22 protein-coding genes are annotated in these 24,653 nt (G+C 39.0%); 13 read left to right on the top strand and 9 right to left on the bottom strand.

The genetic code is table 11. The annotated features are described in order from the left end of the window. Window positions 1-140: 140 nt before the first annotated feature. Window positions 141-1,991: a DUF885 family protein gene (locus H4J62_RS04090; protein ID WP_182215712.1), complete on the top strand. Its 1,851-nt coding sequence runs from the start codon at window positions 141-143 to the stop codon at window positions 1,989-1,991. Between the two features lie 291 nt (window positions 1,992-2,282). Further along, window positions 2,283-3,953 carry a glutamine--tRNA ligase gene (gene glnS / locus H4J62_RS04085; protein ID WP_182215714.1) on the top strand — a complete coding sequence of 557 codons (1,671 nt, stop codon included), beginning with the start codon at window positions 2,283-2,285 and terminating at the stop codon, window positions 3,951-3,953. Window positions 3,954-4,323: 370 nt separating this feature from the next. Here glnS and trpA read toward each other — a convergent pair whose 3' ends face one another. From trpA to H4J62_RS04055, 6 genes are all read right to left on the bottom strand, one after another. Further along, window positions 4,324-5,178 carry a tryptophan synthase subunit alpha gene (trpA, locus tag H4J62_RS04080; RefSeq protein ID WP_404842392.1) on the bottom strand — a complete coding sequence of 285 codons (855 nt, stop codon included), beginning with the start codon at window positions 5,176-5,178 and terminating at the stop codon, window positions 4,324-4,326. After that, the gene (trpB, locus tag H4J62_RS04075; RefSeq protein WP_182215716.1) at window positions 5,175-6,422 is read right to left on the bottom strand and encodes a tryptophan synthase subunit beta; all 1,248 of its coding nucleotides are present in this window, start codon (window positions 6,420-6,422) and stop codon (window positions 5,175-5,177) included. The genes trpA and trpB overlap by 4 nt, the downstream gene beginning before the upstream one ends. 93 nt (window positions 6,423-6,515) lie before the next feature. Next, the gene (gene trpCF / locus H4J62_RS04070; RefSeq protein ID WP_182215718.1) at window positions 6,516-7,904 is read right to left on the bottom strand and encodes a bifunctional indole-3-glycerol-phosphate synthase TrpC/phosphoribosylanthranilate isomerase TrpF; all 1,389 of its coding nucleotides are present in this window, start codon (window positions 7,902-7,904) and stop codon (window positions 6,516-6,518) included. Between the two features lies 1 nt (window position 7,905). Then, window positions 7,906-8,937: an anthranilate phosphoribosyltransferase gene (gene trpD, locus H4J62_RS04065; protein WP_182215719.1), complete on the bottom strand. Its 1,032-nt coding sequence runs from the start codon at window positions 8,935-8,937 to the stop codon at window positions 7,906-7,908. Then, window positions 8,930-9,592, bottom strand: a complete 663-nt coding sequence (locus H4J62_RS04060) for an aminodeoxychorismate/anthranilate synthase component II (protein WP_182215721.1) — start codon at window positions 9,590-9,592, stop codon at window positions 8,930-8,932. The genes trpD and H4J62_RS04060 overlap by 8 nt, the downstream gene beginning before the upstream one ends. Then, a complete protein-coding gene (locus tag H4J62_RS04055) occupies window positions 9,585-11,249 on the bottom strand; it encodes an anthranilate synthase component 1 (RefSeq protein ID WP_182215723.1) in 1,665 nt (554 codons plus the stop codon). Before H4J62_RS04055 ends, H4J62_RS04060 begins: the two co-directional genes overlap by 8 nt. Window positions 11,250-11,578: 329 nt before the next feature. Here H4J62_RS04055 and H4J62_RS04050 point away from each other — a divergent pair, with 329 nt between their 5' ends. The 10 genes from H4J62_RS04050 to folD all read left to right on the top strand — a co-directional run bounded on the left by H4J62_RS04050 (window position 11,579) and on the right by folD (window position 19,791). Then, a complete protein-coding gene (locus H4J62_RS04050) occupies window positions 11,579-12,463 on the top strand; it encodes an RNase RNM (RefSeq protein WP_182215725.1) in 885 nt (294 codons plus the stop codon). A 133-nt stretch (window positions 12,464-12,596) separates the two neighbouring features. Beyond that, window positions 12,597-13,217 (top strand): L-threonylcarbamoyladenylate synthase, encoded by a 621-nt coding sequence (locus tag H4J62_RS04045; RefSeq protein ID WP_070374004.1) that lies wholly within the window; start codon window positions 12,597-12,599, stop codon window positions 13,215-13,217. 60 nt (window positions 13,218-13,277) lie between these two features. Next, a complete protein-coding gene (locus H4J62_RS04040) occupies window positions 13,278-14,087 on the top strand; it encodes a ScpA family protein (protein WP_182215747.1) in 810 nt (269 codons plus the stop codon). Continuing rightward, the gene (gene scpB, locus H4J62_RS04035; RefSeq protein ID WP_182215726.1) at window positions 14,084-14,665 is read left to right on the top strand and encodes an SMC-Scp complex subunit ScpB; all 582 of its coding nucleotides are present in this window, start codon (window positions 14,084-14,086) and stop codon (window positions 14,663-14,665) included. The genes H4J62_RS04040 and scpB overlap by 4 nt, the downstream gene beginning before the upstream one ends. Before the next feature lie 110 nt (window positions 14,666-14,775). Next, window positions 14,776-15,636, top strand: coding sequence for a 23S rRNA pseudouridine(2605) synthase RluB (gene rluB / locus H4J62_RS04030; RefSeq protein WP_070374002.1), 861 nt, complete (start codon window positions 14,776-14,778; stop codon window positions 15,634-15,636). 52 nt (window positions 15,637-15,688) lie between these two features. Beyond that, window positions 15,689-16,828 (top strand): ribonuclease D, encoded by a 1,140-nt coding sequence (gene rnd / locus H4J62_RS04025; protein ID WP_070374001.1) that lies wholly within the window; start codon window positions 15,689-15,691, stop codon window positions 16,826-16,828. A gap of 52 nt (window positions 16,829-16,880) precedes the next feature. After that, window positions 16,881-17,171, top strand: a complete 291-nt coding sequence (locus tag H4J62_RS04020; RefSeq protein WP_182215728.1) for a YcgL domain-containing protein — start codon at window positions 16,881-16,883, stop codon at window positions 17,169-17,171. Between the two features lie 10 nt (window positions 17,172-17,181). Further along, complete coding sequence (locus H4J62_RS04015) at window positions 17,182-18,237, top strand: lytic transglycosylase domain-containing protein (protein WP_182215730.1); 1,056 nt, start codon at window positions 17,182-17,184, stop codon at window positions 18,235-18,237. A 42-nt stretch (window positions 18,238-18,279) separates the two neighbouring features. Then, complete coding sequence (locus H4J62_RS04010; RefSeq protein ID WP_070373998.1) at window positions 18,280-18,789, top strand: YcgN family cysteine cluster protein; 510 nt, start codon at window positions 18,280-18,282, stop codon at window positions 18,787-18,789. A 141-nt stretch (window positions 18,790-18,930) separates the two neighbouring features. Beyond that, window positions 18,931-19,791 carry a bifunctional methylenetetrahydrofolate dehydrogenase/methenyltetrahydrofolate cyclohydrolase FolD gene (folD, locus tag H4J62_RS04005; RefSeq protein ID WP_182215732.1) on the top strand — a complete coding sequence of 287 codons (861 nt, stop codon included), beginning with the start codon at window positions 18,931-18,933 and terminating at the stop codon, window positions 19,789-19,791. 4 nt (window positions 19,792-19,795) lie between these two features. Here folD and H4J62_RS04000 read toward each other — a convergent pair whose 3' ends face one another. From H4J62_RS04000 to H4J62_RS03990, 3 genes are all read right to left on the bottom strand, one after another. Further along, window positions 19,796-20,236, bottom strand: coding sequence for a GNAT family N-acetyltransferase (locus tag H4J62_RS04000; RefSeq protein WP_182215734.1), 441 nt, complete (start codon window positions 20,234-20,236; stop codon window positions 19,796-19,798). Window positions 20,237-20,316: 80 nt separating this feature from the next. Beyond that, entirely contained in the window at window positions 20,317-20,814 is a 498-nt protein-coding gene (gene ilvN / locus H4J62_RS03995; RefSeq protein ID WP_070373995.1) for an acetolactate synthase small subunit, read from the bottom strand. Then, window positions 20,814-22,538 carry an acetolactate synthase 3 large subunit gene (locus H4J62_RS03990; RefSeq protein ID WP_182215736.1) on the bottom strand — a complete coding sequence of 575 codons (1,725 nt, stop codon included), beginning with the start codon at window positions 22,536-22,538 and terminating at the stop codon, window positions 20,814-20,816. Before H4J62_RS03990 ends, ilvN begins: the two co-directional genes overlap by 1 nt. Window positions 22,539-23,726: 1,188 nt before the next feature. Here H4J62_RS03990 and H4J62_RS20310 point away from each other — a divergent pair. Further along, on the top strand, window positions 23,727-24,380 hold the full coding sequence (locus H4J62_RS20310) for a PEP-CTERM sorting domain-containing protein (RefSeq protein WP_259364811.1): 654 nt from the start codon (window positions 23,727-23,729) through the stop codon (window positions 24,378-24,380). Window positions 24,381-24,653: the final 273 nt, after the last annotated feature.

Here is a 24,653-nt window from a genome sequence, read left to right as displayed (position 1 = left end):
TATCGTAATTACAATGCGATTTGTCGAACAGCTATTGCCAACACTATCATTTTTGATCAAGACTAGATAAAAGCATTTTAAATTCAGAACATTTACAGTTATTGTAATGTAACTATATATTCCTATAAAAAGAGATACTTATGACTTTCAAAAGTACATTACTGGTAGTGGCTATTTCTAGCTCATTACTTGCCGCTTGCACAGAACAAAAAGGTATTGATACACCACAAACAAGCTCAAAGGAAGCTGAGAAAAAAAGTGCGATTAAAGCACTGTCTGAATCAGAAAAAGCTAACCAAATATTTGATGCTATTTTTGATGAAGGTGTTGCACGAAGCCCGATGATGCAAACTTATTTAGGCATAAAAACAGATTATGATAAATGGGATGATATTTCAGAAGAAAACACGCTAAAAGAATTAGCGATTACTCATGAAAACCTCCAACGTGTTAAAGCCATCGATAGTCAAAAACTCGATGAGCAGACAATGATCAGCTATCACTTATTGGTACAAAAATTAGAAAATACAATTGCTGACCATAAGTGGCGTTTTCATAACTATCCTGTAAATCAAATGCGTGGCTTACACTCAAGTTTACCTGCATTTTTAATTAATCAGCATTCCATTAGCAATGTCAAAGAAGCACAAGATTATATTGCTCGAGTGCAGGGTGCTAAAGTACTTTTAGAACAATTAACGACACAACTAAAATTGCGTGAAGACTTAGGTATTATCGCCCCTAAGTTTGTTTTTCCTCACGTTATTCGTGACTCTCAAAATATTCTTGCAGGTGCTCCATTTGAAGAAGGAAAAGACAGTACGATTTTAGCTGACTTCACTAAAAAGGTGAATAAACTTGAGATCAATGCCGCTGAAAAAAGCACGCTGTTAGCAGAGGTTAATACCGCATTAATGAGCAGCATAAAGCCTGGATATCAGCAATTAGTCAGTTATTTAGAAACGCTAGCAAAAAAAGCAGACAACAGAGACGGCGCATGGAAATTCCCAGAAGGTGAAGCATTCTTTAATAATGCATTACAACGCACCACCACAACAGATTTAACCGCTAACCAAATTCACCAAACTGGCTTAAGTGAGGTGGCTCGAATTCACGGTGAAATGCGCGTAATTATGGAAAAGGTTGGCTTTGAAGGCGAACTTGGCGAGTTTTTTGAATTCATGCGAAATGACAAACAATTTTATTACGCTGCTGATGACGCGGGTAAACAACGTTACTTAGATGAAGCTGTTGCTTTAATTGATGATATGGAAGGACGTTTAGACAGTTTATTTTTAACCAAACCTAAAGCTAAGCTAAAGGTTAAAGCGGTTGAAGCTTTTAGAGAACAATCTTCAGGTAAAGCTTTTTATCAACAGCCTGCACCTGATGGCTCTCGTCCAGGAGTTTATTACGCTAACCTTTACGATATGCAAGCGATGCCAACTTATCAAATGGCAGCGCTTGCTTATCACGAAGGGATCCCTGGTCATCATATGCAAATAGCGATAAAACAAGAGCTAACAAATATTCCAAAATTTCGTAAATTTGGTGGTTATACCGCACACACCGAAGGTTGGGGTTTGTACTCAGAAATGATCCCGAAGGAAATTGGTTTATACCAAGACCCTTATTCTGATTTTGGTCGTTTAGCTATGGAGTTATGGAGAGCTTGTCGTTTAGTGGTTGACACCGGTATCCATACACAAAAATGGACGCGAGCTCAAGGTATTGAATATTATGTCGCAAATACGCCAAATGCTAAGTCTGACGCTGTAAAAATGGTAGAGCGCCATGTTGTTATGCCGTCACAAGCAACCGCATATAAAATTGGCATGTTAAAAATTATTGAGCTACGTGAACACGCTAAAGTCGAACTTGCTGAGAAATTTGATATTCGTGAGTTTCATGATGTGGTACTTCGTAATGGTCCAGTACCCTTAAATGTTTTAGCTCAATTAGTTGATACCTATATAGCGAATAAAAAATAGCGAATAAAAAAGCTTAAGCTAAAGTCTTATTGCAGTAAAAAATCTTTATAAAAGAGAAGTGCCGTTCGGTACTTCTCTTTTTTATGGGGATTAGGTAAATACCTATTGATGATAATCAGACGTTAATTGATTTTTCTAGGAATAAGCCGATATTTATTTAATTATTAAGCAACTTTTGCCCTTAATGCGTAAAATTTATAATTTGCCAAGATAAGCGCTATTCCCTTTGATTAACAGTTGTTATAATGCCGAAAAATAACGTAGTTTAAATTCTTTTTAGAGGTTTTGTGGATGTCGGAAGCTGAAAAACGCCCAACAAATTTTATTCGTCAAATTATCGATGCGGATCTTGAAAGTGGTAAACATTCGAGTGTACAAACTCGTTTCCCACCTGAGCCCAATGGTTTTTTACATATTGGCCATGCGAAAGCAATTTGTTTAAATTTTGGCATTGCTCAAGATTACCTAGGCTTATGTAATTTACGTTTCGATGATACCAACCCTGAAAAAGAAGACATTGATTACGTTAACTCAATTCAAGAAGACGTAAAATGGTTAGGGTTTGATTGGGCGGGTAAGGTTCATTACTCCTCTGATTACTTTGATCAATTGCATGGTTTTGCTGTTGAATTAATTGAGAAAGGCTTGGCATACGTTTGTTTCTTAAATGCGGATGAAGCACGCGAACATCGTGGTTCGCTCAAAGCGCCAGGGAAAAATAGCCCGTATCGTGATACGAGTGTTGAAGACAACTTAGCACTTTTTGCCAAAATGAAAGACGGTAAATGTAAAGAAGGCGAATGTGTTCTTCGCGCTAAAATTGATATGACATCAAGCTTTATGTGTTTGCGTGACCCGATTCTTTATCGCGTTCGTTTTGCTCATCATCATCAAACAGCCGACAAATGGTGCATTTACCCGATGTACGATTTTACCCATTGTTTATCTGATGCTATTGAAGGTATTACCCATTCACTTTGTACATTAGAATTTCAAGATAACCGTCGTTTATATGACTGGGTACTTGAAAATGTATCGATTGATGTTGTACCACATCAATATGAATTTTCACGTTTAAACCTTGAATATACGGTGATGAGTAAACGTAAACTTCATACGTTAGTTGATGAAAAGCTTGTAAATGGTTGGGACGATCCGCGTATGCCAACGATTGCTGCTTTTCGTCGTCGCGGTTACACTCCGAGCTCATTACGTGAGTTTGCTAAACGTATTGGCGTTACTAAAATGGACAATACCGTTGAAATTGGAGTTTTAGAAGCTTGTATTCGTGAAGACCTCAATGACAATGCACCTCGTGCTATGGCGGTACTTGACCCGATTAAATTGGTAATAGAAAACTATCCAGCAGATCAAGTAGAAGAATTAACAGTAAAAAATCATCCAAGTGATGATGAACAAGGTACTCGCATTGTTCCTTTCGCCGCAGAACTTTATATTGAAGCGGAAGACTTTCGTGAAGAAGCTAATAAAAAATATAAACGTTTAGTACTTGATAAAGCTGTGCGTTTACGTGGAGCTTATGTTGTTACCGCCACACGTTGTGACAAAGACAGCGAAGGCAATGTTACGACCGTTTATTGTAATTATAATGCCGATACCTTAGGTAAAAACCCTGAAGATGGTACTAAACCAAAAGGTGTTATTCATTGGGTTGCTGCTCAGCAATCTATTGATGCAGAAATTCGTTTATACGACCGTTTATTTAATGTACCAAATCCTGCTGCTGCAGAAAATTTTCAGAGTGTGATGAATGAAGATTCGTTAATTACTATTAGTCACGCTAAAGTAGAGCCATCATTGGTCAATGCTAAACCTGAACAAGCCTTTCAATTTGAACGTCAAGGTTATTTTTGTCGTGATAATAAAGACTCACAAGGTGATAAGTTAGTATTTAACCGCACGGTAGGTTTACGCGATACTTGGGCTAAAATGGGTAACTAATTACCCTGCAATTACGTTTAAAACCTTTGTTTACTGGAATTTTACCGGTATATAAAGGTTTTTTTTTATCTAAATTTATACTTTAATTTTTTCATCATATAGCTTGTTTTGAATGGTATCGTAATTCTTAATATATTTAGGTGTGTGATTTTAAAGTTTAGATAACAGACGAGCTATTTTTGAAAAACTAACGAAGTTAAAAAGTCCGCTAGTGATAAATAATGCAATAGCGTTATATTTATTATTTAAACGTGATAGTTAATAAGATTTTATTAGCAAGTTAACAAAACATAGTGATAAAAATAAAGCCAGCTGATGTTAATTCAGCTGGCTTTATTTAATTTTATAGATAATAAACAGGCGTTTATTATTAACGTGTCGCTGCTTTCATTTCTTGAACAAAACGTGTTAATGCCGCTAACATTGCTTGGTTATCATCAAGATTATTTTCAATGATTTTAACCACGGCAGAACCACTTATTGCGCCAGCGGCACCGGTTGCAAGTGCTGCTTTAACTTGTTCTGGGTTAGAAATACCAAATCCTATCACGCCCGGTGAGGCATTATTTGCTTTTAGCTTTTCAATTAAATGAATAGCAGGATTAGTAGCTTCTACCGATGCACTTTTAGGCGTATCCACACCCGTTACACCCGCACGACTTAATACGTAGGTGTAGCCGTAGCTATATTTTGCAACCTGCTTTAATGTTTCTTCGCTGCCGTTAGGCGGAGCAATAAATATTGGCGCAACACCATACTTTAGTGCAGCAGCACGGAACGGGGCACTTTCACGCAAAGGTAAGTCAGCAATTAACACTGAATCAACACCAGCAGCAGCCATATCTTTATAAAAATCATCAATACCACGAGCAAAAACTAAATTTCCATAAAGTAGTAAACCGATTGGGATTTCAGGCGCGTAAGCACGAACTTTTGCTAAAATAGTTAAGCAAACATCAGTGTCTACCCCAGCGTTGAGTGCACGCAATGCCGCCATTTGAATAGTAATACCATCAGCACTTGGGTCTGAAAATGGAATACCTAATTCTAATGCATCTGCGCCAGCATCGATTAAAGCTTTGATTATTTCAAATGACTGCTCAATACTTGGATCGCCTACGGTCACAAACGGAATAAAAGCGCCTTGATTCTTTTTTGCTAATTCAGCAAAAGTTTGCTGATAACGTGTGGTCATCTGCTTGTTTGACGTTGTGTCTAAGCTCATTTTGCTTCTCCTTGAATTTTTGCTTCATTTTCAGCTTGTAACACTGTTTGCACATGCGCTAAATCTTTGTCACCGCGCCCTGATAAATTAACAAGAAATACGGTTTCCTCAGTAACCGCTTCCGCCATTTTAATCGTGTGAGCAAGGGCATGTGATGGTTCAAGTGCTGGAATAATACCTTCATTCATTGCTAACAGTTTAAAAGCTGATAACGCTTCGTCGTCATTAATAGGCACATATTGAGCTCGACCCGTATCTTTTAAAAAGGCATGTTGCGGACCAACAGCTGGGTAGTCTAGACCGGCTGAAACCGAGTACGACTCCTCTATTTGTCCTGATTTATCTTGCATAATATAAGTGTAGTTACCGTGTAACATACCTTTTGTACCGGCAACTAAAGTTGCACCATGTTGATTGGTATTAACACCTTTGCCACCCGCTTCAACGCCAATTAATTTTACACTGCTCTCTTTAATAAAATCATGGAATATACCAATGGCGTTTGAACCACCACCCACACAAGCAATGACATAATCGGGTAAGCGACCTTCTTGTTTAAGGATTTGCTGTTTAGCTTCTTCGCCGATCATTTTTTGAAATTCACGAACGATAGTTGGAAACGGGTGAGGACCTGCGGCTGTGCCTAACAAGTAATGAGCGTTTTCATAGTTTGCAGACCAGTCACGCAAAGCTTCATTAACGGCATCTTTTAAGGTGCCGGAGCCTGCAGTAACAGGGATAACTTCTGCTCCCATTAATTTCATGCGAAATACATTGGGTTGTTGACGTTCACAGTCTAATGCGCCCATATATACTCGACATTTCAAACCTAATAGTGAACAAGCGATAGCTGTAGCTACGCCGTGTTGCCCAGCACCTGTTTCGGCAATAATTTCTGTTTTACCCATACGTTTAGCGAGTAATGCTTGGCCAAGGACTTGATTGGTTTTATGCGCGCCACCGTGTAATAAGTCTTCGCGCTTTAAGTATATTTTAGCTAATGGATTTTTACATAAATTCCGGGTTAAGGTCAGGGGGGTCGGACGTCCCGCGTAATTTGTTAGTAGGTCATTAAACTCAGTTAAAAAGCTCTCGTCTTGTTGTGAGTCAATAAATGCTTGCTCTAACTGCTCAAGGGCAGGGACTAATAATTCACCAACAAACATACCACCAAATTCGCCAAAATAGGCTGGTAAAGTTGCTTTTACTTGGGTTGTCTCTTGTTTAATTGTTTGATCTGTCATTTTCTTTATTCCTAATGCTTTATACGAGTTACATGAATTAAGTGAGTTATTTATAGCGTATAAATATTCACTTAATTTGTGTGTTCGGTCTTATTAATAGTGTCTAATGGCGGCGAAAACTTGTTGAAGTTTTTCGCGGCTTTTAACGCCGGGGCTTGTTTCAACGCCTGAGTTGAGATCCAAACCAAATAAATCTAGTGTTGTTTTCTGGCTAACCGCCTGCGCTATATTATCGATAGACAACCCGCCCGCTAGAAAACAATGACTTAAGTCTTGCCCAGAATCGGCTAACGCTCGCCAATTAAAGGTTTCACCACTGCCGGCATTTTTGCCGTCTAAGACATAAAACTGCGCATTACTTATTAACTCAGGTACTTCGTTTTCGACCGGCAAAGCTTTCCAACTTTGGCAGCCTTTTGGAAGTAATGGCTGCAATGAAGCGATATATTGTGAAGTTTCATTACCATGAAGTTGCACCGCAAATAAGTTTAGCTTGTGTGCAAGTTTCGCCACTTCTTCAATGGCATGATTAACAAACACGCCAACGTAACGTAAAGAGGGAACCTGCTCGACAATCATTTTTGCTTGTTGTTCGTTGACATACCTTGGCGACTTTTCAGCGAAAATTAAGCCACCAAATTGTGCGCCGGCATCAACAGCACTTTGGGCATAGTCAACTTGTGTTAAGCCGCAGACTTTATTATTGCCATAAATGAGTTTACGACAAGCTAAATCAATATCATCTTCTGCCATGATTGAACTACCCACTAAGAAGCCATCAACTGCTGGCGCTAACTCGCGAACTTGTTCGTTGGTATAAATACCCGATTCAGATATAACGATGCGATCAGCAGGCAGTGTCGGCGCATAGTCAAAGGTTCGAGCGATATCGGTGGATAAGTCGCGTAAATCTCGGTTGTTAATGCCAATAAGTTTAGCGCCTAAATCAATGGCTCGATCGCGCTCTTCATCATTAGATATTTCAGTCAGGACCGCTAAGTTATATTGCTCAGCGATAGCAGATAAGTCTTTATATTCTTGGTCTGATAAAACGCTTAGCATCAATAAAATCGCATCAGCACCGTAATATCGCGCCAAATAAACTTGATAGGCATCAACAAAGAAATCTTTATTAAGTACTGGACAATTTACCGAGTCAGTCACTATTTTTAAATATTCAAAAGTGCCTTGAAAGTATTTTTCATCGGTTAAAACAGAAATAGCGGCAGCATATTTATCGTAAATCTGGCAAATAGCCTTAGGGTCAAAATTTTCGCGTATTAAACCTTTCGATGGCGAAGCCTTTTTACACTCTAAAATAAAGCCAGCATGCGCGTGACCTTTTTTTCTATCAAGTGCACCGTACATATCTTTTTGAGTGGGTACTAAAGTGTCAATAAATTCACTTAATGGAAAATCAATTTTACGTTGCGCTATTTCGATACGTTTATCAGCAACAATTTTTTCTAATACATTTGCCATGTTATGCCATTGCCTTTGAGTCTAAATTTGAGTTTGAAATCACGACCATATTTTCTAAAGTCGTTAATGCTTTACCTGAAGCTAATACTTCTCTTGCCATGTTAGCGGCTATTTTTAAATCAGTTGCTTTATCATGTAGGTACAATAATGCGGCACAATTAATAATGACAGCGGCATTATGAGCAGCCTTGCCATTACCACTAAGAATTGCGCGAATATAGTCAGCATTTTCTTGTGGCGTACCGCCCTTAATATCTTCTAATGTGTAACTGGGTAAACCAAAATCAGCGGGAGAAATGGTTCGGCTTGTACACTGACCATTGGCTATCTCGCTAATTTGCGTTTCGCCGTGTAAGGCAATTTCATCTAAACCGCTACCGTGAACGACCCAACCACGTTTAACCCCAGTTAACAGTAAACTTTTTGCCATTACATCGATAAGCGCTGGTGTATAAACACCGAGTAACATAGTGCTCGGTGAAGCAGGATTTACTAATGGCCCTAATATATTAAATAAAGTGCGCACACCCATAGATTTTCTAACCGGAGCTGCATGTTTAAAACCCGGGTGATAAGCCGGAGCATATAAGAAACATAAATTTGTTTGCGCTAAACACGCACTTGCTGTCGTTGGCGACATCATTAAATTGACGCCAAAGGCTTCCAATAAATCTGCGGAGCCAGACATGCTAGAAACACTTCGGTTACCGTGTTTCGCCATTTTTAAGCCACATGCCGCGGCTAAAATTGCCGCGGTAGTTGATATATTAATGGTATTCGCGCCATCGCCACCGGTACCTACACAGTCAGCAACGTTATGCTCTTGCTGTGGAAATGGTGTTGCTGAGCCTCTTACTGCTAGGGCAGCACCTGAAATTTCGTTAGCCGTTTCGCCTTTTATTTTTAAGGCAGTTAATACACTTGCTAACAGTACGGGCTCAACTTCACCTTTGATCATATTTTTAAAAAAATCTTCAGCTTCAGTCTGACTAATATCATTTCCATCAACAAGTTGTTGTAAAATTTTACTCATAAGAACCTTCCGCTGCTTTGTGTGGTGAAGCCAGTAAATAATCAATAGTTTGCGCTAATAACGTGCCGCCATAAGTCGTTAGGATTGACTCTGGATGAAATTGAAATCCTAAGGCTACGTCCGTCTTATGCTCAATGGCCATTGGTAAACTGATTTGTTCAGATGTTATATATTCAGCAATAATATCAATGGTATTAGGGACTTCACTTGCTATCAGTGAATGATAGCGCGCCACAGGTAAGGGGTGATTTATCTGGTCAAAAACACCGGTTTGACGATGAGTAATACTCGACGCTTTACCATGGACAATTTCAGGTGCACGGATAACTTTACCGCCATAGTGTTCAACTAAGGCTTGATGGCCTAAACAAATGCCTAAGATTGGATATTTACCGGCACATTTGGCTATTAATGCCATTAAACAGCCGGCTTTATTGGGTTCTCCTGGGCCGGGCGATAATACGAGTAATACTCGTTCTGTGGATTTTTGCATTTGTTCAAAGATAAAATCTGCCGATAGAGTGTTTCGATAAATGGTCGGTTCAAATCCTAAACATTGAAATTCATCGACCAAGTTGTAAGTAAAAGAATCGAGGTTGTCGAGCATGAAGATTCTAACATTGCCATTAATAGCGGGTTCTTGATGACTATGCATGATTACTCTCCTTGCACGGGGTGTTTAGGTTAGCGCTGTCGCTACTCGGTGCGGCGGTGATCTCAACAGTAAACCGTTCTGCATGTTGAATGGCATTAATGACCGCTTGTGCTTTTTGCTTGGTTTCATTGGCTTCTGACTGAGGATCTGAGTCGTAAACAACACCGGCACCCGCTTGAACATGCGCTATACCGTGTTTAACAAAAGCAGAGCGGATAACAATACAGGTATCCATTTCACCGTCACCGGTTAAATAGCCAACCGCGCCGCCATAACTCCCTCGACGTTTGCCTTCTACTTCTCGAATTAATTGTGTCGCTTTTACTTTGGGGGCTCCCGATAAAGTGCCCATATTCATACAAGCCTGATAAGCGTGCAGAGCATCAAGATCAAGCGCTAAGGTGCCACAAACTCTAGAGACCAAATGCATAACATGAGAGTAACGGTCAACTTTTAATAAGTCAGCAACATAGCGAGTACCTGCTTGACTAACGCGGGCAATATCGTTGCGGGCTAAATCAACCAGCATAGTGTGCTCGGCTAATTCTTTTTTATCTAATCGTAATTCAAGTTCAATACGACTGTCTAAATCAAGTGAAATTGAACCGTCTTTATTAAGTCCGCGCGGACGAGTTCCGGCAATGGGATAAATTTCTACTTGACGATTTTTATGTTGATATTTTAATGCAGATTCTGGAGAAGCACCAAAAATACAAAATTCGCTGTCTTTTAGGTAAAACATATAAGGGCTAGGGTTGCTTTGCTTTAACGCTTTGTAAGCATTTAAGGTATTTGAGCACTTTAGCGTAAAGGTACGAGAAGGTACCACTTGAAAAATATCACCGGCGCGAATATTTTCTTTTAACTGATTAACCGTGTCACAGAACTGTTGATCTGAGATGTCGCTACTAACTTCACTTTTTTCAATCGGCTTGTCATAAGGTCTTTCTTGAGCAATATATTGTTGGGCCAAAATATTTTTTATATCGGCTAACCGTTGACGAATTGTCACTAGATTATGATTGGCCGCTTCTCCTGAAAAAATATTACCAATAACTTCAGTTGATTGCGCTTCATGATCGATAACCACAACAGTTTCAGCCAAATAATAGACGAAGTCTGGGCAGGTATTATCACCTTGGCTTACTGTCGGTAATTGCTCGGTCATCGACATCATATCAAAGGCGAAGACACCACCTAAAAATATCGCAAAAGGGTGATTATTGCTATTTTTAAGCTTATTAAATAAGCGCAAACTTTGAAAAGGATTAATAGCGAGTAAGCGCGATTTTTCATCCAGTTGTTGAGTCAGTTCAGGGAAAATGGCGCTAAGTGTTTTATCTTTAACGCTTAACGTAGCGTGTTCAGCTAAATGCTGTTGAGCAAACTCAAGGGCCGATTGACCATTGTTTGTTAACGCTTCAAACGTAACAAGATTACCATGACAGGTTATTTTTAATGCCGCATCGGTAAGTAATAAGCTTTTTAATTGATGTTTTTTATCAATTTCAGCCGATTCTAATAATAAGTTGTTATCACTGTTTTGGCTTAACTGGTGAAATATCGCCAGGGGATCGGTCTGATATTTAACGGTTTCTGATAGTGTGGTAACACTGCCAGTTTGCTTATCTATGGTAAGCGTATTCTGATGATTCATATTCTTTCCTAGCTTTTAACGTCTAATTTAAATTAATGGTCAACCTGCATAAATAGGCAATAGCCACCATATAAACCAACTTTTAACGCGCGTAATAATCATGTTTTTCTCGCCATAGTACTTTAGCTTTGAGCTAAAAAGTAAAAAGCCCACTCATTATGAAATAAGCAGGCTTTTTGAATTTTTACGTACAAGTAAACATCACAACCCACTTATGCAGATTTATGCCACCAACAATTCATCGAAATAGTTTGTTTTACTTGTATCATTATTGTCTTCATCTCAGTAAAATTGCCTTAGCAATTAATTCCCCTATAGAAGAACCGATTATGACTGTATTGTCAACCTCTGATTTAGCTGATTATTATAGCCTACGGGTCGATTTGCACAGTCATACCAAATGTTCTGATGGAACACTGACGCCGCAAGAGCTTGTTGAACGGGCAGTTAACTTCCAATTGAATGTTTTAGCTATTACCGATCACGATACGCTTAAAGGTTTATCTATAGCTAAAGATTATATTCTAGAAAAAAATCATCCATTAACCATCATCAATGGCATCGAAATATCAACCAGCTGGCATGGTTTTGAAATTCATATTGTTGGCTTAAACATCGATGAAAATAATGAACAATTACAAACGTTAATTGCCAGCCAGCAAGCAGCAAGAGAATTACGTGCCACCACCATGGGTGAAAAACTCACCAAATGTGGCTTCCCTGGCATCTACGAGCAAGCGAAAGAGCTTGCAGGGCAAGGCTCTATAACGCGGGCACACTTTGCTAAAATATTATTGCAAGAAGGCCATGTTGATCATATGCAAAAAGCCTTTGATAAATACATTGGCAAAGGCCAACGCGCGTTTGTAAAGCCAAACTGGTGTTCTATTGAAGAAGCGATTGCCGCGATTCATCACGCCGGTGGTAATGCGGTGATTGCCCATCCGGTTAGATATGACTTATCAACCAAATGGTTACGCCGCTTAGTGGTGCAGTTTAAAGCGGCAAAAGGTGATGGTTTAGAAATAGTATTACCGCAAATGGCTAACGAACAACGAAAATTAATGCTAAGCTTTTGTTTAGAATATGATTTACATGCATCTATGGGCTCAGACTTTCATTATCCAACGCGATGGAGTGATTTAGGTCGTAATTTACGTATGCCCGATCAGGTGAAACCCATTTGGGATCTTTGGCCTAACGCCGTTAAGTGAGTTACTAAGTGAGCAAGATAGGTATACCCGAGCTAGTCGTAAGTGAGTAGTAAGCTTAACAACTGTATTAATACCTAAAGTAACACCTAAAGTAACACCGAAATTAACATCAACATCTTAGTGGAGAAAATTTATGAGTCAGTTTTTTTATGTACACCCAGATAATCCGCAAGGTCGTTTGATGAAGCAAGCGGCGGCTATTATTCAACAAGGTGGTGTCATCGTTTACCCTACCGATTCAGGCTATGCTTTAGGTTGTCATATCGGCGACAAAAAAGCGCTTGAACGTATTTGTAATATCCGAAATATCGATAAAGATCATAATTTCACCTTAGTGTGCCGAGATTTATCTGAATTATCTGAGTATACCCGTGTTGATAACAGCGCCTATCGGTTATTAAAAAGTAATACCCCAGGTCCTTATACCTTTATCTTTAAAGGGTCAAAAGAAGTACCTAAACGGTTATTAAATCCGAAAAGAAAAACCATAGGTATTCGGGTGCCTGATAATGCCATAGTGCAAGCCTTACTGGCTGAGCTGCAAGAGCCTATTATGTCGACAACGCTAATTATGCCGGGTGAAGAACGAGCAGAGTATGACCCTGAGCACATTCGCGATATTTTAGAGCACCAAGTTGATTTAATCATTAATGGTGGGCACTTGGGTGAGCACCCAACCACCGTCATTGATTTTTCTGATGATGAAGTGAAAGTTATTCGAGTCGGTGAAGGCGACCCAAGCCCTTTTGAATAACTACAACTTATTATGGATTAATAACGAGTGAGTCAGCCCGCTAATTCAAAAGAAAAAACTATGCCACGAGAGATGGTTCAGCAAGTATTACCGCTGGCATTGATCCGTGGTGAAGTGGTGGTTAATAAGCCAAAAGATTTATTTATTCCGCCTGATGCCTTAGAGGTTATTTTAGAGTCATTTGAAGGACCACTTGATTTATTGCTTTACCTTATTCGTAAGCAAAAATTTGATATTCTAGATATGCCTATTGCGCCCATTACCACACAATATATGCAATACATTGAATTGATGAAAGAAATTAAAATGGAATTAGCGGCCGAATACCTAGTCATGGCTGCCATTTTAATGGAAATAAAGTCACGTTTATTATTACCAAAACAAGCGGTAGCTGATGAGGATGAAGACCCACGTGCCGAATTAGTACGTCGTTTACAAGAATATGAGGTGATCAAAAGTGCTGCACAACAACTTGATCAAATCCCTCGCCTTGAACGTGACTTTTTTCAAGGGAATGTTGAATTATCTGAAGATTTTCAAGCCGCCGTTTTTCAGGCTGATGTCGACTTAAGTGAACTTGTTAGTGCTTTACAAGGAGTACTTAAACGTACCAAAGCACTCGAACATCACCATATAGAAAAAGAATCTTTATCAACCAGAGAGCGGATGTCATCAATATTAGCGCAGTTAAAGTGTGCTGCCGAAAATAGCTCAGCTTTTGTTGAATTTAGCGCTTTGTTTACAGTCGTTGAGGGCAGACAAGGTGTTGTGGTAACTTTTTTAGCTATTTTAGAGTTGATCAAAGAAAGTTTGATAGAATGTGTACAAACTACCATTTTTGGTCAATTAAGAGTGCGTTTACCAGTATGACAACTGTTGAAAAAATAAAAATAGCTAAACTTATTGAAGCGGCTTTTTTTGTTAGTGATGGACCTTTGAGTGTTAAGCAAATAAAAACAGAGTTATTAGTTAATTATCAGCTAAATCACCAGCAAATTCGTGATGTCATTGGTGAATTGGTGATAAAATATAAAAATTCAGGGGTTAACTTGGTGCAGGTTGCTTCAGGTTACCGATTTGAAACGATTAGTGAGCTTAATGAAGACTTAGCTAATTTTGTTGCTAAGCTCACCAAAGAAAAAACGCCTAAGTATTCGCGAGCACTTTTAGAAACGCTTGCCCTTATTGCTTATAAACAGCCAATAACCCGCGGCGAAATTGAAGAGATTCGCGGAGTAGCGGTAAGTAGTTATATAATGAAAACATTATTAGAAAGAAACTGGGTGAAAGTGGTTGGTAATAAAGAAGTGCCTGGGCGGCCATCGTTATATGCGACCACAAAAGTATTTTTAGATTATTTTTCATTAACTTCATTAAGCCAGTTACCCGAATTATTGCCTATGGCTGATTTAGGCGCTATAGATAAACCTTTGCAAGCATTGGTTTAGTTATAGCAACAGCACCCGTATTAATAAAAATATACAAACACTATTTATTTTAGAGACAGCAACGTAGCGGAAAACACCGTGAAGTTACTGACGTAAAGAGAGTTAAAGCCATGTCTGAAAAATTACAAAAAGTCCTTGCCCGTGCCGGTAAAGGTTCACGCCGTGAAATGGAAACCTTCATTAGTGCTGGTCGTATCAGTGTTGATGGAAAAACCGCTTTTTTAGGGGATCGCATCGAAGGAAGTGAGCAAATTCGTCTTGATGGTCACATCGTTAAGTTAAAACCTAAAGAAGACGATTTATGTCGTGTCATTATGTACAACAAGCCCGAAGGCGAAATGTGTACCCGTAAAGATCCTGAAGGCCGTCCAACGGTTTTTGATCGTTTACCGCCACTAGAGAATAGTCGCTGGGTTGCTGTTGGTCGATTAGATATTAACACCTCGGGTATGCTGTTATTTACCACAGATGGTGAGCTTGCTAATCGCTTAATGCATCCTTCACAAAAAGTTGAACGTGAATATGCAGTGCGTGTTTTTGGCGAAGTCAATGAAGCCATGCTGCAAACATTGCGTGCGGGTGTTAAATTGGAAGATGGACCGGCGAAGTTTCAAAAGATCACTTACAAAGGTGGTGAAGGCCGTAATCATTGGTTTCATGTGGTACTTTCTGAAGGGCGTAACCGTGAAGTTCGCCGTTTATGGGAAAGCCAAGAAGTTCAAGTCAGCCGTCTAATTCGTGTGCGCTATGGCGATATGGAAATGAAACGACAATTACCTAATGGTGGTTGGACTGAGTTAGCTTTACCTGAAGTCAATTACTACCGTAAATTAGTGGGTTTGCCTGTTGAAACACAAAGCAAAGTAAAAGTGGACGAAAAAGTGATGGATAATGCCAAAAGCCGTCGTATTCGCCGCTCAGTGAAAAAACATCAACAAAGAAGTCAACAAGCAACGCGTCGTCGCCGTTAGTCTTTTGTTGATATTGTTGCATAAGCTGTCATTAATTTTTTAAGGGATAAACTTGAATAAAACTTACGTAGAAGATCATGCCTCATTGGTTGTACTTTGTCAGAAACTTGCGCAAGCAGACTTTTTGGCAATAGATACCGAATTTGTTCGTACTCGTACCTTGTATCCTAAATTAGGTCTTATTCAAGTGAACGACGGGGAAAATTTAGCGTTAATTGACCCCGTTGCGATAGATGATTTATCACCCTTTTGGCAGCTACTAACCGATGAAAAAATTTGCAAGGTACTGCATGCTTGCTCAGAAGACTTAGAAGTTTTTCTGACTGCGGCAAATTGTCGTCCGGTTAACTTAATTGACAGTCAAATAATGATGTCGTTTCTTGGTCATGGTTTATCAATGGGCTATGCCGCAATGGTCAACCATTATCTTGATATAGAAGTTGATAAGTCAGAGTCTAGAACCGATTGGATGAAGCGTCCTTTAAGTGCTAAACAGCTTGATTATGCGCAAGCAGACGTCGAGTATCTATTTCAACTTTACCCGCGTATTCGTGATGAACTTGAGCAAAAAGGCTGGCTCGATGCTGCGCAGGAAGAAAGTGATTTACTGATAGAGAAAAAATTTACGCCTATCGATGAAAGTAAATTATATCGTAATATCAAGTTAAGCTGGAAACTCAGCGCCAAGCAACTCTACATCTTGCAACACTTAGCCAGTTGGCGTTTTCAGCAAGCGAAGAGTCGTGATATGCCGATAGGCTTCATTGCCAAAGATCACACCTTATTTGCTTTAGCGGTTCATAACCCTGATAACGTTGCGGTTATGGCCAACCTTGAAGGCGTCGAAATGCTTGATGTTCGCCACAAGGGCAAAACAATGTTGATGGTTTTAAAAAAGGCTGAGCAAGAAGATTGTGGTCAATACCCAGAGAAAATTTTTCGTCTTGATGAATATCCGGGTTATAAACAAATCTTTAAGAAAGTGAAAAACTTTGTCGCTGAACAAGCGCTAAACGCTGAACTTACCCCTGAAAATTTAGCCTCGAAAAAACAAATTAATCAATTTTTGTCATGGCATTTTAAATTACATAATGCGCCCGAGTATAGTGAATCAATTGATATATTGTCGGGCTGGCGTAAAACCTTATTCGGTGAGCAATTAAATTTATTCGCTAAAAATGATTTTAAATAAACTGTCTATTAGGCATTTTAAAACACTACAACTAAAAACATAGGTCTACTTTATGCTGTGTACCATTTATAAAAGTACTAAAAAAGCGCAAACATATCTTTTTGTTAAACAACGTAATGATTTCTCATCAGTACCGGCACCCTTGATGTCGATTTTTGGTACGCCAACACTTGTTACTGTGATGAATTTAGCAAAAAAAGAAAAGCTGGCACTAGCAGACATTGAAAAAGTAAAAGCAAATTTAAATGAGCAAGGGTTTTACTTACAGCTTCCACCACCCGTAGAAAACTTACTTGACCAACATAAAACGGAAATGAAAATAAAAAATAATAATGATGATTAAGGAGTGTTACATGTCGTTTTGCTTTGATATTAAAAAATATAGTGTGCTAATGAGTTGTTGTATTTTGCTTTGTTTAACTAGCTCTGCTCAAGCGGCAAAAAAAAATCTAAGCGCAGCGGGTTTTGAGATATATGTTGCCGAACTCAAAGTAGAAGCGCTGGACAAGGGCTATGACACGGCACTTGTTAATAACGCCTTTTCACAGGTCAAATTTCACCAGCGTGCGGTAAAAGCCGATCGTTCTCAGCCAGAAACTGTTGAAACTTTAGATACTTATTTACCAAAACGTGTTCCTGACTGGAAAGTTAATAAAGCGCGTGCACTGTATAAAGAACATTTACCCTTGTTAACAAAAATTGGTAAAGAATATAACGTTCAACCCCGTTTTATCGTGGCGTTATGGGGGTTAGAAACAAACTTCGGTAAAATCATGGGTAATTATAATGTTATTTCGGCATTAACCACGCTTGCGTATGAAGGCCGCCGTGAAGTGTTTTTTAAGAAACAACTTTGGGCTGCGTTAACTATTGTTCAGCAAGGACATATCAGTGTTGAAAAGATGAAAGGCTCTTGGGCGGGTGCTATGGGGCAAAATCAGTTTATGCCAACCTCGTTTGTTGCTTTTGCGGTCGACGGAGATGGCGATGGCAAGAAAGATATCTGGGGTAATTTAGACGATGTGTTTTCGTCTATGGCTAACTATCTTAAAAAAGAAGGTTGGAGCGACGAATTAACTTGGGGTAGACAGGTTAAATTACCAGCAGATTTCGATAAGTCGTTGGCTATTCCTAAAAATACGGGTAGTCGAGCAAACTGGTTAAAAGCTTGGGAAAAAACAGAAAAAACCTTAGCACAGTGGCAAGCTTTAGGTGTTAGGCGTGCCGATGGTACTCACTTACCTAAAGTCGATATTAAGGCTGCACTAGTGTTTCCTGATGACGAAAATGGCCGTGTTTATTTAGCTTATAATAATTATAAGAGTCTAATGCATTGGAATCTATCTTATTATTTTGTTAGCTCGGTCGGTCATTTATCAGACAGAATAAAATTTCCACCTATTCAGTAAAATTCATTCGATTCACCAGAGAAAATAAAAGAGAAGATATTTATGAGCGAACAAGCTCCTTTTTGGCAAACCAAAAAATTAGAAGAAATGAGTCGACCTGAGTGGGAGTCTCTTTGCGATGGTTGTGCTAAATGCTGTCTAAACAAATTTATTGATGATGATGAAACAACCCAGGAAACTGAGTTACTGCCAACCACTTATATCAACGAAGGTGAGCAGATTCATTACACCAATATTGCTTGCCATTTACTGAATGAAAAAAGTTGTCAATGTTCAAAATACGAACAACGTACCACTTTAGTGCCTGATTGTGTGCGCTTAACACAAGAAAATTTAGACGGTGTTTTTTTCATGCCGCCTAGTTGTACCTATCGTCGTCTAAAAGAGGGACGTGGCATGCCTTCGTGGCATCCACTGCTTAACAACGGCAAAAAGACAGCCATGCATAAAGCGGGGATGTCGGTTCGAGGAAAAATAGTTAAAGATGACGATGTTGCGATAGAATATTTTGAAGATTTTATTGTTTCATGGCCGCTAAATGATATCGATTAATTTTATGCTTTGCTTTCCTCTATCTAAAAGGTAAGTGCAAAGAGTGATAGCAACAAGGATTGACGGCTAACGCTTAATTGAGTCGTGACTCGTTGCCCATGGTTCCAACGCTAATTATAATTCTAATAAAGTGAAATATAGATGATCATTGATGGTAAGCAGGCAGCTGCTGATTTACGAAAAACACTAACGCTTCAAGTCGCCCACCTTAAAAAAGATAAGGGAATTGTACCAGGCTTAACTGTGGTACTCGTTGGGGAAGACTCAGCAAGTGAAGTTTACGTGCGTAATAAAATAAAGCAGACACGTGATGTCGGCATGATTTCTAACGAAATTAAATTGCCTCATGACACTAGCCAAATACAATTATTAGCCGAGCTGCAACAGTTAAATAGTGATGATGCGGTGCACGGTATTTTAGTACAATTACCCTTGCCAAAGCACATTGATGAAAGCGTTATTATTGCGGCTATTGCTCCACATAAAGATGTTGATGGTTTTCATGCGATGAACTCGGGTCGCTTGTTAAATGGCGAGCCAGGCGCATTAGTGCCTTGTACGCCGCAAGGCTGCATTATATTGGTTAAACAACATTTAGGCGAAGACTTATCAGGATTGCATGCGGTTGTCATTGGTCGCTCTAATATCGTTGGTAAGCCTGTTGCTTTGTTACTTCTACAAGAAAATTGCACAGTAACCATTGCTCATTCCCGCACTAAAAACCTAGCAGGTATTTGTCAGCAAGCCGATATTTTAATTGCGGCGGTTGGCCGAGCTAATTTTGTTCAAGCCAGTTGGGTAAAACCAGGCGCAACTGTTATTGATGTCGGTATTAACCATATAGAAGATGAGAACGGCAAAGCTAAACTTGTTGGTGATGTCGACTTTGCTAATGTTGCACCGGTTTGTGGTGCGATAACACCGGTACCGGGTGGCGTTGGCCCAATGACCATTGCCTGCTTATTAAAAAACACCCTTATAGCCGCAAGCACTAATGGTTAATTTTCTATAAAATAAGCGGCTTACAAGTGAAAGCTAATAAATTTTTTTTAGCTTTCTTTACTCTTAGAAATCTTCCTAGCAGTGGCTCAGGTAATTGTTGTTCAGATATTTTTTCAAAGCCATTTTGCAGATAAAAGTGATTTAGCGTTTCATCAGCAAAACAGAAGATTTCTTGGTGTTGGTGTTGAGTGAAAGCAGAGGTTAATAGCTGTGAGGCTAACGTTTGTTGTCGAAAGGCCCGTTCAATAACCAATGCATGTAAAAACGATTGTTGGCTATTTTCTGACAGCGTTGAAATTATAACCGCGCCAATAATCTCTGATGAGCACTTAAGCAAGTAAGCGTTGTCTAAACCCATTAGGCCTGCGCTGTAATTTTGCTGTTTATAAAAACGCATCAGTGATTTTTTATCACTTTTAGTTGCGAGAGAAAAAGTCGTTTTCATTATCTGTCTTTTGATGATTGGCTGCTTATTATAAAACAAAAAACCAAGCAGGTTGCTTGGTTTTTAAACTTCAGTGTTCGTTATATCCTAAGCGCTTTTTCACCACGGGCAATACCGACACAGCCAGAACGCACCGATTCAATTATCTCTGTTTCATTGGCGAGTGTCGTGATAAAAGCATTAAGCTTTTCAGCATCGCCGGTTAATTGAATGGTATAAACTTGCTTACCAATATCGATAATTGAACCCCTGAAAATATCGGTAATACGCTTAACTTCAGTGCGTGATTTATCATTCATCGCCAAAACTTTGATCAGCAGTAGTTCACGTTCAACATGGCTACGCTCGGTTAAGTCGGTAATTTTGATGACATCAATGAGTTTATTAACTTGTTTGACGATCTGCTCTAGTACTCTATCGTCGCCTCGTGTTGCTATAGTAATACGCGACAAACTTGGATCTTCAGTGGGAGCCACTGTCAAACTTTCAATATTAAAGGCTCGTTGAGAAAATAAGCCAACAATACGTGATAAAGAGCCCGGTTCGTTTTCTAATAAAACAGCTAAAATTCTGCGCATTATGCTTTTACTCCTTTTTTTATCCACATATCATCAATTGCGCCCAATCTTATCTGCATTGGGTAAACATGTTCGTTTTCGTCAACTAATACATCTACAAAAACTAAACGATTTTTAATCGCAAAGGCTTCGGTTAGCTTATCTTCTAATTCATCTAAATGGTTTATCTGCATACCTACATGACCATATGATTCAGCAAGTTTTACAAAGTCAGGAAGCGACTCCATATAGGAAGATGAATGACGACCGCCATAAACCATATCCTGCCATTGGCGAACCATACCTAATGAGCGGTTGTTTAATGAAATAATAACCACAGGTAAGTTGTACTGTAGGCACGTTGAAAGCTCTTGAATATTCATTTGAATAGAGCCATCACCCGTTATGCAAATAACATGACTTTCAGGGAAGGCTAATTTAACCCCCATAGCAGCAGGTAAGCCAAAGCCCATTGTGCCTAGACCACCAGAGTTTATCCATTGACGAGGTTTAGCAAACGGGTAGTATTGTGCGGCAAACATCTGATGTTGACCGACATCAGAGCAAACATATGCTTCACCTTGGGTAATTTTATACATAGCTTCGATAACACGCTGGGGTTTTATTTGGTCTCCTTCTTGGACATAAGCTACGCGGTTAATGTCGCGCCAGTTATTAACTTCTTGCCACCACTGAATTCTTTCTTCTTTATTAGGCTCGAAGTCTGTTGCCGCTAATTCATCTAATAACTGTTGTAACACGACCTCAAGTTGGCCAACAACCGGGATATGAGCATTTATGGTTTTCGAAATAGAAGTCGGATCAATATCAACATGAATTATCTTGGCATCGGGACAAAATTTCTTAACATTATTTGTGACACGATCATCAAAGCGAGCACCAAGTGCAAGAATGACATCAGCATTTGCCATCGTTTTGTTGGCTTCAACTGAACCATGCATGCCTAACATACCAATATAGTTTTTATGAGTGCCTGAAATGCCACCTAAACCCATTAAGGTATTAGTAATTGGGGCATCTAACTTTTCAACAAGTTTTGTTAACAAGCCTGATGCATTGGCGATAATGACACCACCCCCCGAATAAACAACCAGCTTTTTAGCCGTAGTCATTGCTTTAACGGCTTTTCTTATTTGTTTAGGGTGACCCTTAATGCTTGGATTGTATGAACGCATCTTAACATCAGTTTCAATATGAAATTCGCCCATGCTGGTTGGCATTAATAAGTCTTTGGGCAGCTCAATAACCACAGGTCCCGGTCTTCCAGTACTAGCAATATAAAAAGCTTTAGCAATAATATTAGGGATATCTTCAACCACCCGGCAGTTAAAACTGTGCTTAACGATGGGACGAGAGCAGCCGACAATATCAGTTTCTTGGAAGGCATCATCGCCAATAAGTGTGGTCGGTACTTGTCCTGAAAGTACCACCATAGGAATTGAATCCATGTAAGCGGTAGCAATACCCGTTATACAGTTTGTTGCCCCAGGACCTGATGTGGCAAGCACGACACCTACCTCGCCGGTGGCCCGAGCAAACCCATCAGCCATATGGGTTGCCGCTTGTTCATGACGTACTAAGATATGCTCAACGTCTGTTTGCTGAAATAAGGCATCGTAAATATCTAAAACAGTACCACCTGGGTAGCCGAAAATGTACTTCACGTCGAGTGCCGCTAATGCTTTTACTACCATCTGTGCACCAGTGAATTGCTTCTTTGTCATGAGCTTGCCTTCTATAAAGTATGGTTAAACTAAGTTTCAACAATAAAAAAACCCTCGGTCTTGTGCAGAGCGAGGGTTTATTGTATTTGTTATTTAATAACTTTTTTTACACATAACACCAACTCCGCAATGGTTTAATGACCACGACGACAGAGAGGAGTGTAATGAGTAAAAATGTAACATTCATTGTAAATTGAATCCGAAGAAAAGTTATTTATGCCCCTATTTTTAAGATGTTTTGCTCTATCTGTCAATAAATAATTACGATTTAAATGAATATACTCATAACATTTTAATTCTATCTTAATGATTTAGGTATAAGTCCATGCTACCGACGTTACTTTTTTATCATTAATTAGCGGTGTTTGGCCTGCAACGATTTAATTTTATGAGTATCTGAATAAGCTAAATAAAGATCGAAACAAATGGGGGTAGTAAGTTTTTATTTATTAATAAAGTACCAGAAACACTCCAAATAAAGTTGGAACCTGACTTCAACTGGCATAAGTGAACCTTAATCATCATTCAAAGCACATCCTGAAATGACGGTGTTAACGTCTTCTGTGTGTGCATTGAAGAAGTTAGCATTTGAAGTTTTGAGTATTTATCGAGGTCAACAGCACACCGTTAGTTGACCTAAGCATGTAGGTAGCTAACTTGATAATCATTGGCATAGCCGACGTTCCCCAAATTGGTTTTAGACTAATATTATGATCAAAAAATCAAAAAATCAAAATACAGTTATAGAACGAGAACAATATATATGACTGCGGCAAGCTCATTACTGCCCCTCACTCTAGTGGTTGGTTACTAAGGATAATAAGATTAGTTCTAACTAATTTATCATCATGAAGGCTAGTTTTACTGACTATTACTATCCAGTTTCTTAGGTATTTACCTACACAACCTTATAAATTAAACGGTCTTAGTTCACTTATTGCTTAAAGCTCACATAAATTCAAGAAGCCAAAAATAATATTATAAAATCAAGTGGTTGATGAGTTTTTTTTGTGTCAGGATATTTTACAGTATGATTACATATAAACTCCATCGAATCCCCATCACATTGAAATAAAATGACATTTAAAGCTTGGCACATTTTTTGTATTTAGTTACAAAAGTTGATAAATATTTATTTTAACGATTACCTACCAAAACTAATGGAAAGGGATTAAAAAGGAACAACGAATGAAATTTAAATTATTAAAAATGACAATGGCCACTTTGCTTGCCGGACTTATGTCGATTGGTTCTGCAAATGCCTCCCTTATCACCTTTGAAATGTCAATTGTGGCTGACAATGACTTTGCAGTGTTTAGTGGAGACGGCACAAATATCAACAACATTTTGTATCAAAACAACGTTGGTTGGGGTGCCCAAATAGGAAATTTATCCACTCTCAGCTTTACTCTTGCTGCCGGTGATAACAAATTCTATGTTTTAGGGATGGGAGGTGGTGGTCAAGAGGACATTAGTGGTTTGGTTAACGGTGTGAATATGACATCCGTATCAGTTTCAATGAGCTCTAACCTCACATCATACCTTAGTGGTTACAACGCCTCAGCAGTAGCGGCAGGAGCATACAACGCTAGTCTAACGGATGTGCAAAATGCGTTCTCAAATGTGACATGGGCCGATGCAGCCTCAAATTTCAATACGACTCAAACCGTAATTAGAAGAGCTGGTTACGGTTCGGGATTCGCATTTTCTCACCTCAATGCACACTTATTTAGTTTCGATGCGGTTGACGTAGGTGTACAGGTTCCAGAGCCATCAACACTTGCTATTTTTGCGTTAGGAATTATTGGTTTAGCATCGCGTCGATTTAAAAAACAATCTTAACCATTTAAAATTGTTTATCCTAGAAAACATCAATTGTAATGATTGGTGTTTTTTTTGTATCTAGTTTATAGTTTTAGCCCAAAAACATTCTGTCGAATGACCGCCAAACAAAGCGGACTATTTATTGTGATAAATACGTGTCTAAATTAGGTCTGCTCTGTGGCATTAGTGAGCCTTAGATAATTAATTTACCGACCATTTTTATGTACTACTGCCAAGGTCTTTTTAGTGTGATTTACGTAAATGAACATAAAAAATTTTTCCTATATTTTC

The organism is Colwellia sp. BRX8-5 (genome assembly GCF_014077325.1).
Classification (GTDB): Bacteria; Pseudomonadota; Gammaproteobacteria; order Enterobacterales; family Alteromonadaceae; genus Colwellia_A.
The sequence above is the reverse complement of the archived record's forward strand: the minus strand, read 5'-3'. Positions and strand labels throughout refer to the sequence as shown.

Coding starts and splice junctions, on each gene's coding strand:
- H4J62_RS20310 (WP_259364811.1), top strand. CDS start 23,727: ATGAAATTTAAATTATTAAAAATGACAATGGCCACTTTGCTTGCCGGA.
- H4J62_RS04055 (WP_182215723.1), bottom strand. CDS start 11,249: ATGAATCATCAGAATACGCTTACCATAGATAAGCAAACTGGCAGTGTT.
- H4J62_RS04050 (WP_182215725.1), top strand. CDS start 11,579: ATGACTGTATTGTCAACCTCTGATTTAGCTGATTATTATAGCCTACGG.
- glnS (WP_182215714.1), top strand. CDS start 2,283: ATGTCGGAAGCTGAAAAACGCCCAACAAATTTTATTCGTCAAATTATC.
- H4J62_RS04000 (WP_182215734.1), bottom strand. CDS start 20,236: ATGAAAACGACTTTTTCTCTCGCAACTAAAAGTGATAAAAAATCACTG.
- H4J62_RS04015 (WP_182215730.1), top strand. CDS start 17,182: ATGTCGTTTTGCTTTGATATTAAAAAATATAGTGTGCTAATGAGTTGT.
- H4J62_RS04040 (WP_182215747.1), top strand. CDS start 13,278: ATGCCACGAGAGATGGTTCAGCAAGTATTACCGCTGGCATTGATCCGT.
- folD (WP_182215732.1), top strand. CDS start 18,931: ATGATCATTGATGGTAAGCAGGCAGCTGCTGATTTACGAAAAACACTA.
- ilvN (WP_070373995.1), bottom strand. CDS start 20,814: ATGCGCAGAATTTTAGCTGTTTTATTAGAAAACGAACCGGGCTCTTTA.
- rluB (WP_070374002.1), top strand. CDS start 14,776: ATGTCTGAAAAATTACAAAAAGTCCTTGCCCGTGCCGGTAAAGGTTCA.
- H4J62_RS04060 (WP_182215721.1), bottom strand. CDS start 9,592: ATGCATAGTCATCAAGAACCCGCTATTAATGGCAATGTTAGAATCTTC.
- H4J62_RS04045 (WP_070374004.1), top strand. CDS start 12,597: ATGAGTCAGTTTTTTTATGTACACCCAGATAATCCGCAAGGTCGTTTG.
- trpCF (WP_182215718.1), bottom strand. CDS start 7,904: ATGGCAAATGTATTAGAAAAAATTGTTGCTGATAAACGTATCGAAATA.
- H4J62_RS04020 (WP_182215728.1), top strand. CDS start 16,881: ATGCTGTGTACCATTTATAAAAGTACTAAAAAAGCGCAAACATATCTT.
- scpB (WP_182215726.1), top strand. CDS start 14,084: ATGACAACTGTTGAAAAAATAAAAATAGCTAAACTTATTGAAGCGGCT.
- trpA (WP_404842392.1), bottom strand. CDS start 5,178: ATGAGCTTAGACACAACGTCAAACAAGCAGATGACCACACGTTATCAG.
- H4J62_RS04010 (WP_070373998.1), top strand. CDS start 18,280: ATGAGCGAACAAGCTCCTTTTTGGCAAACCAAAAAATTAGAAGAAATG.
- H4J62_RS03990 (WP_182215736.1), bottom strand. CDS start 22,538: ATGACAAAGAAGCAATTCACTGGTGCACAGATGGTAGTAAAAGCATTA.
- trpD (WP_182215719.1), bottom strand. CDS start 8,937: ATGAGTAAAATTTTACAACAACTTGTTGATGGAAATGATATTAGTCAG.
- H4J62_RS04090 (WP_182215712.1), top strand. CDS start 141: ATGACTTTCAAAAGTACATTACTGGTAGTGGCTATTTCTAGCTCATTA.
- trpB (WP_182215716.1), bottom strand. CDS start 6,422: ATGACAGATCAAACAATTAAACAAGAGACAACCCAAGTAAAAGCAACT.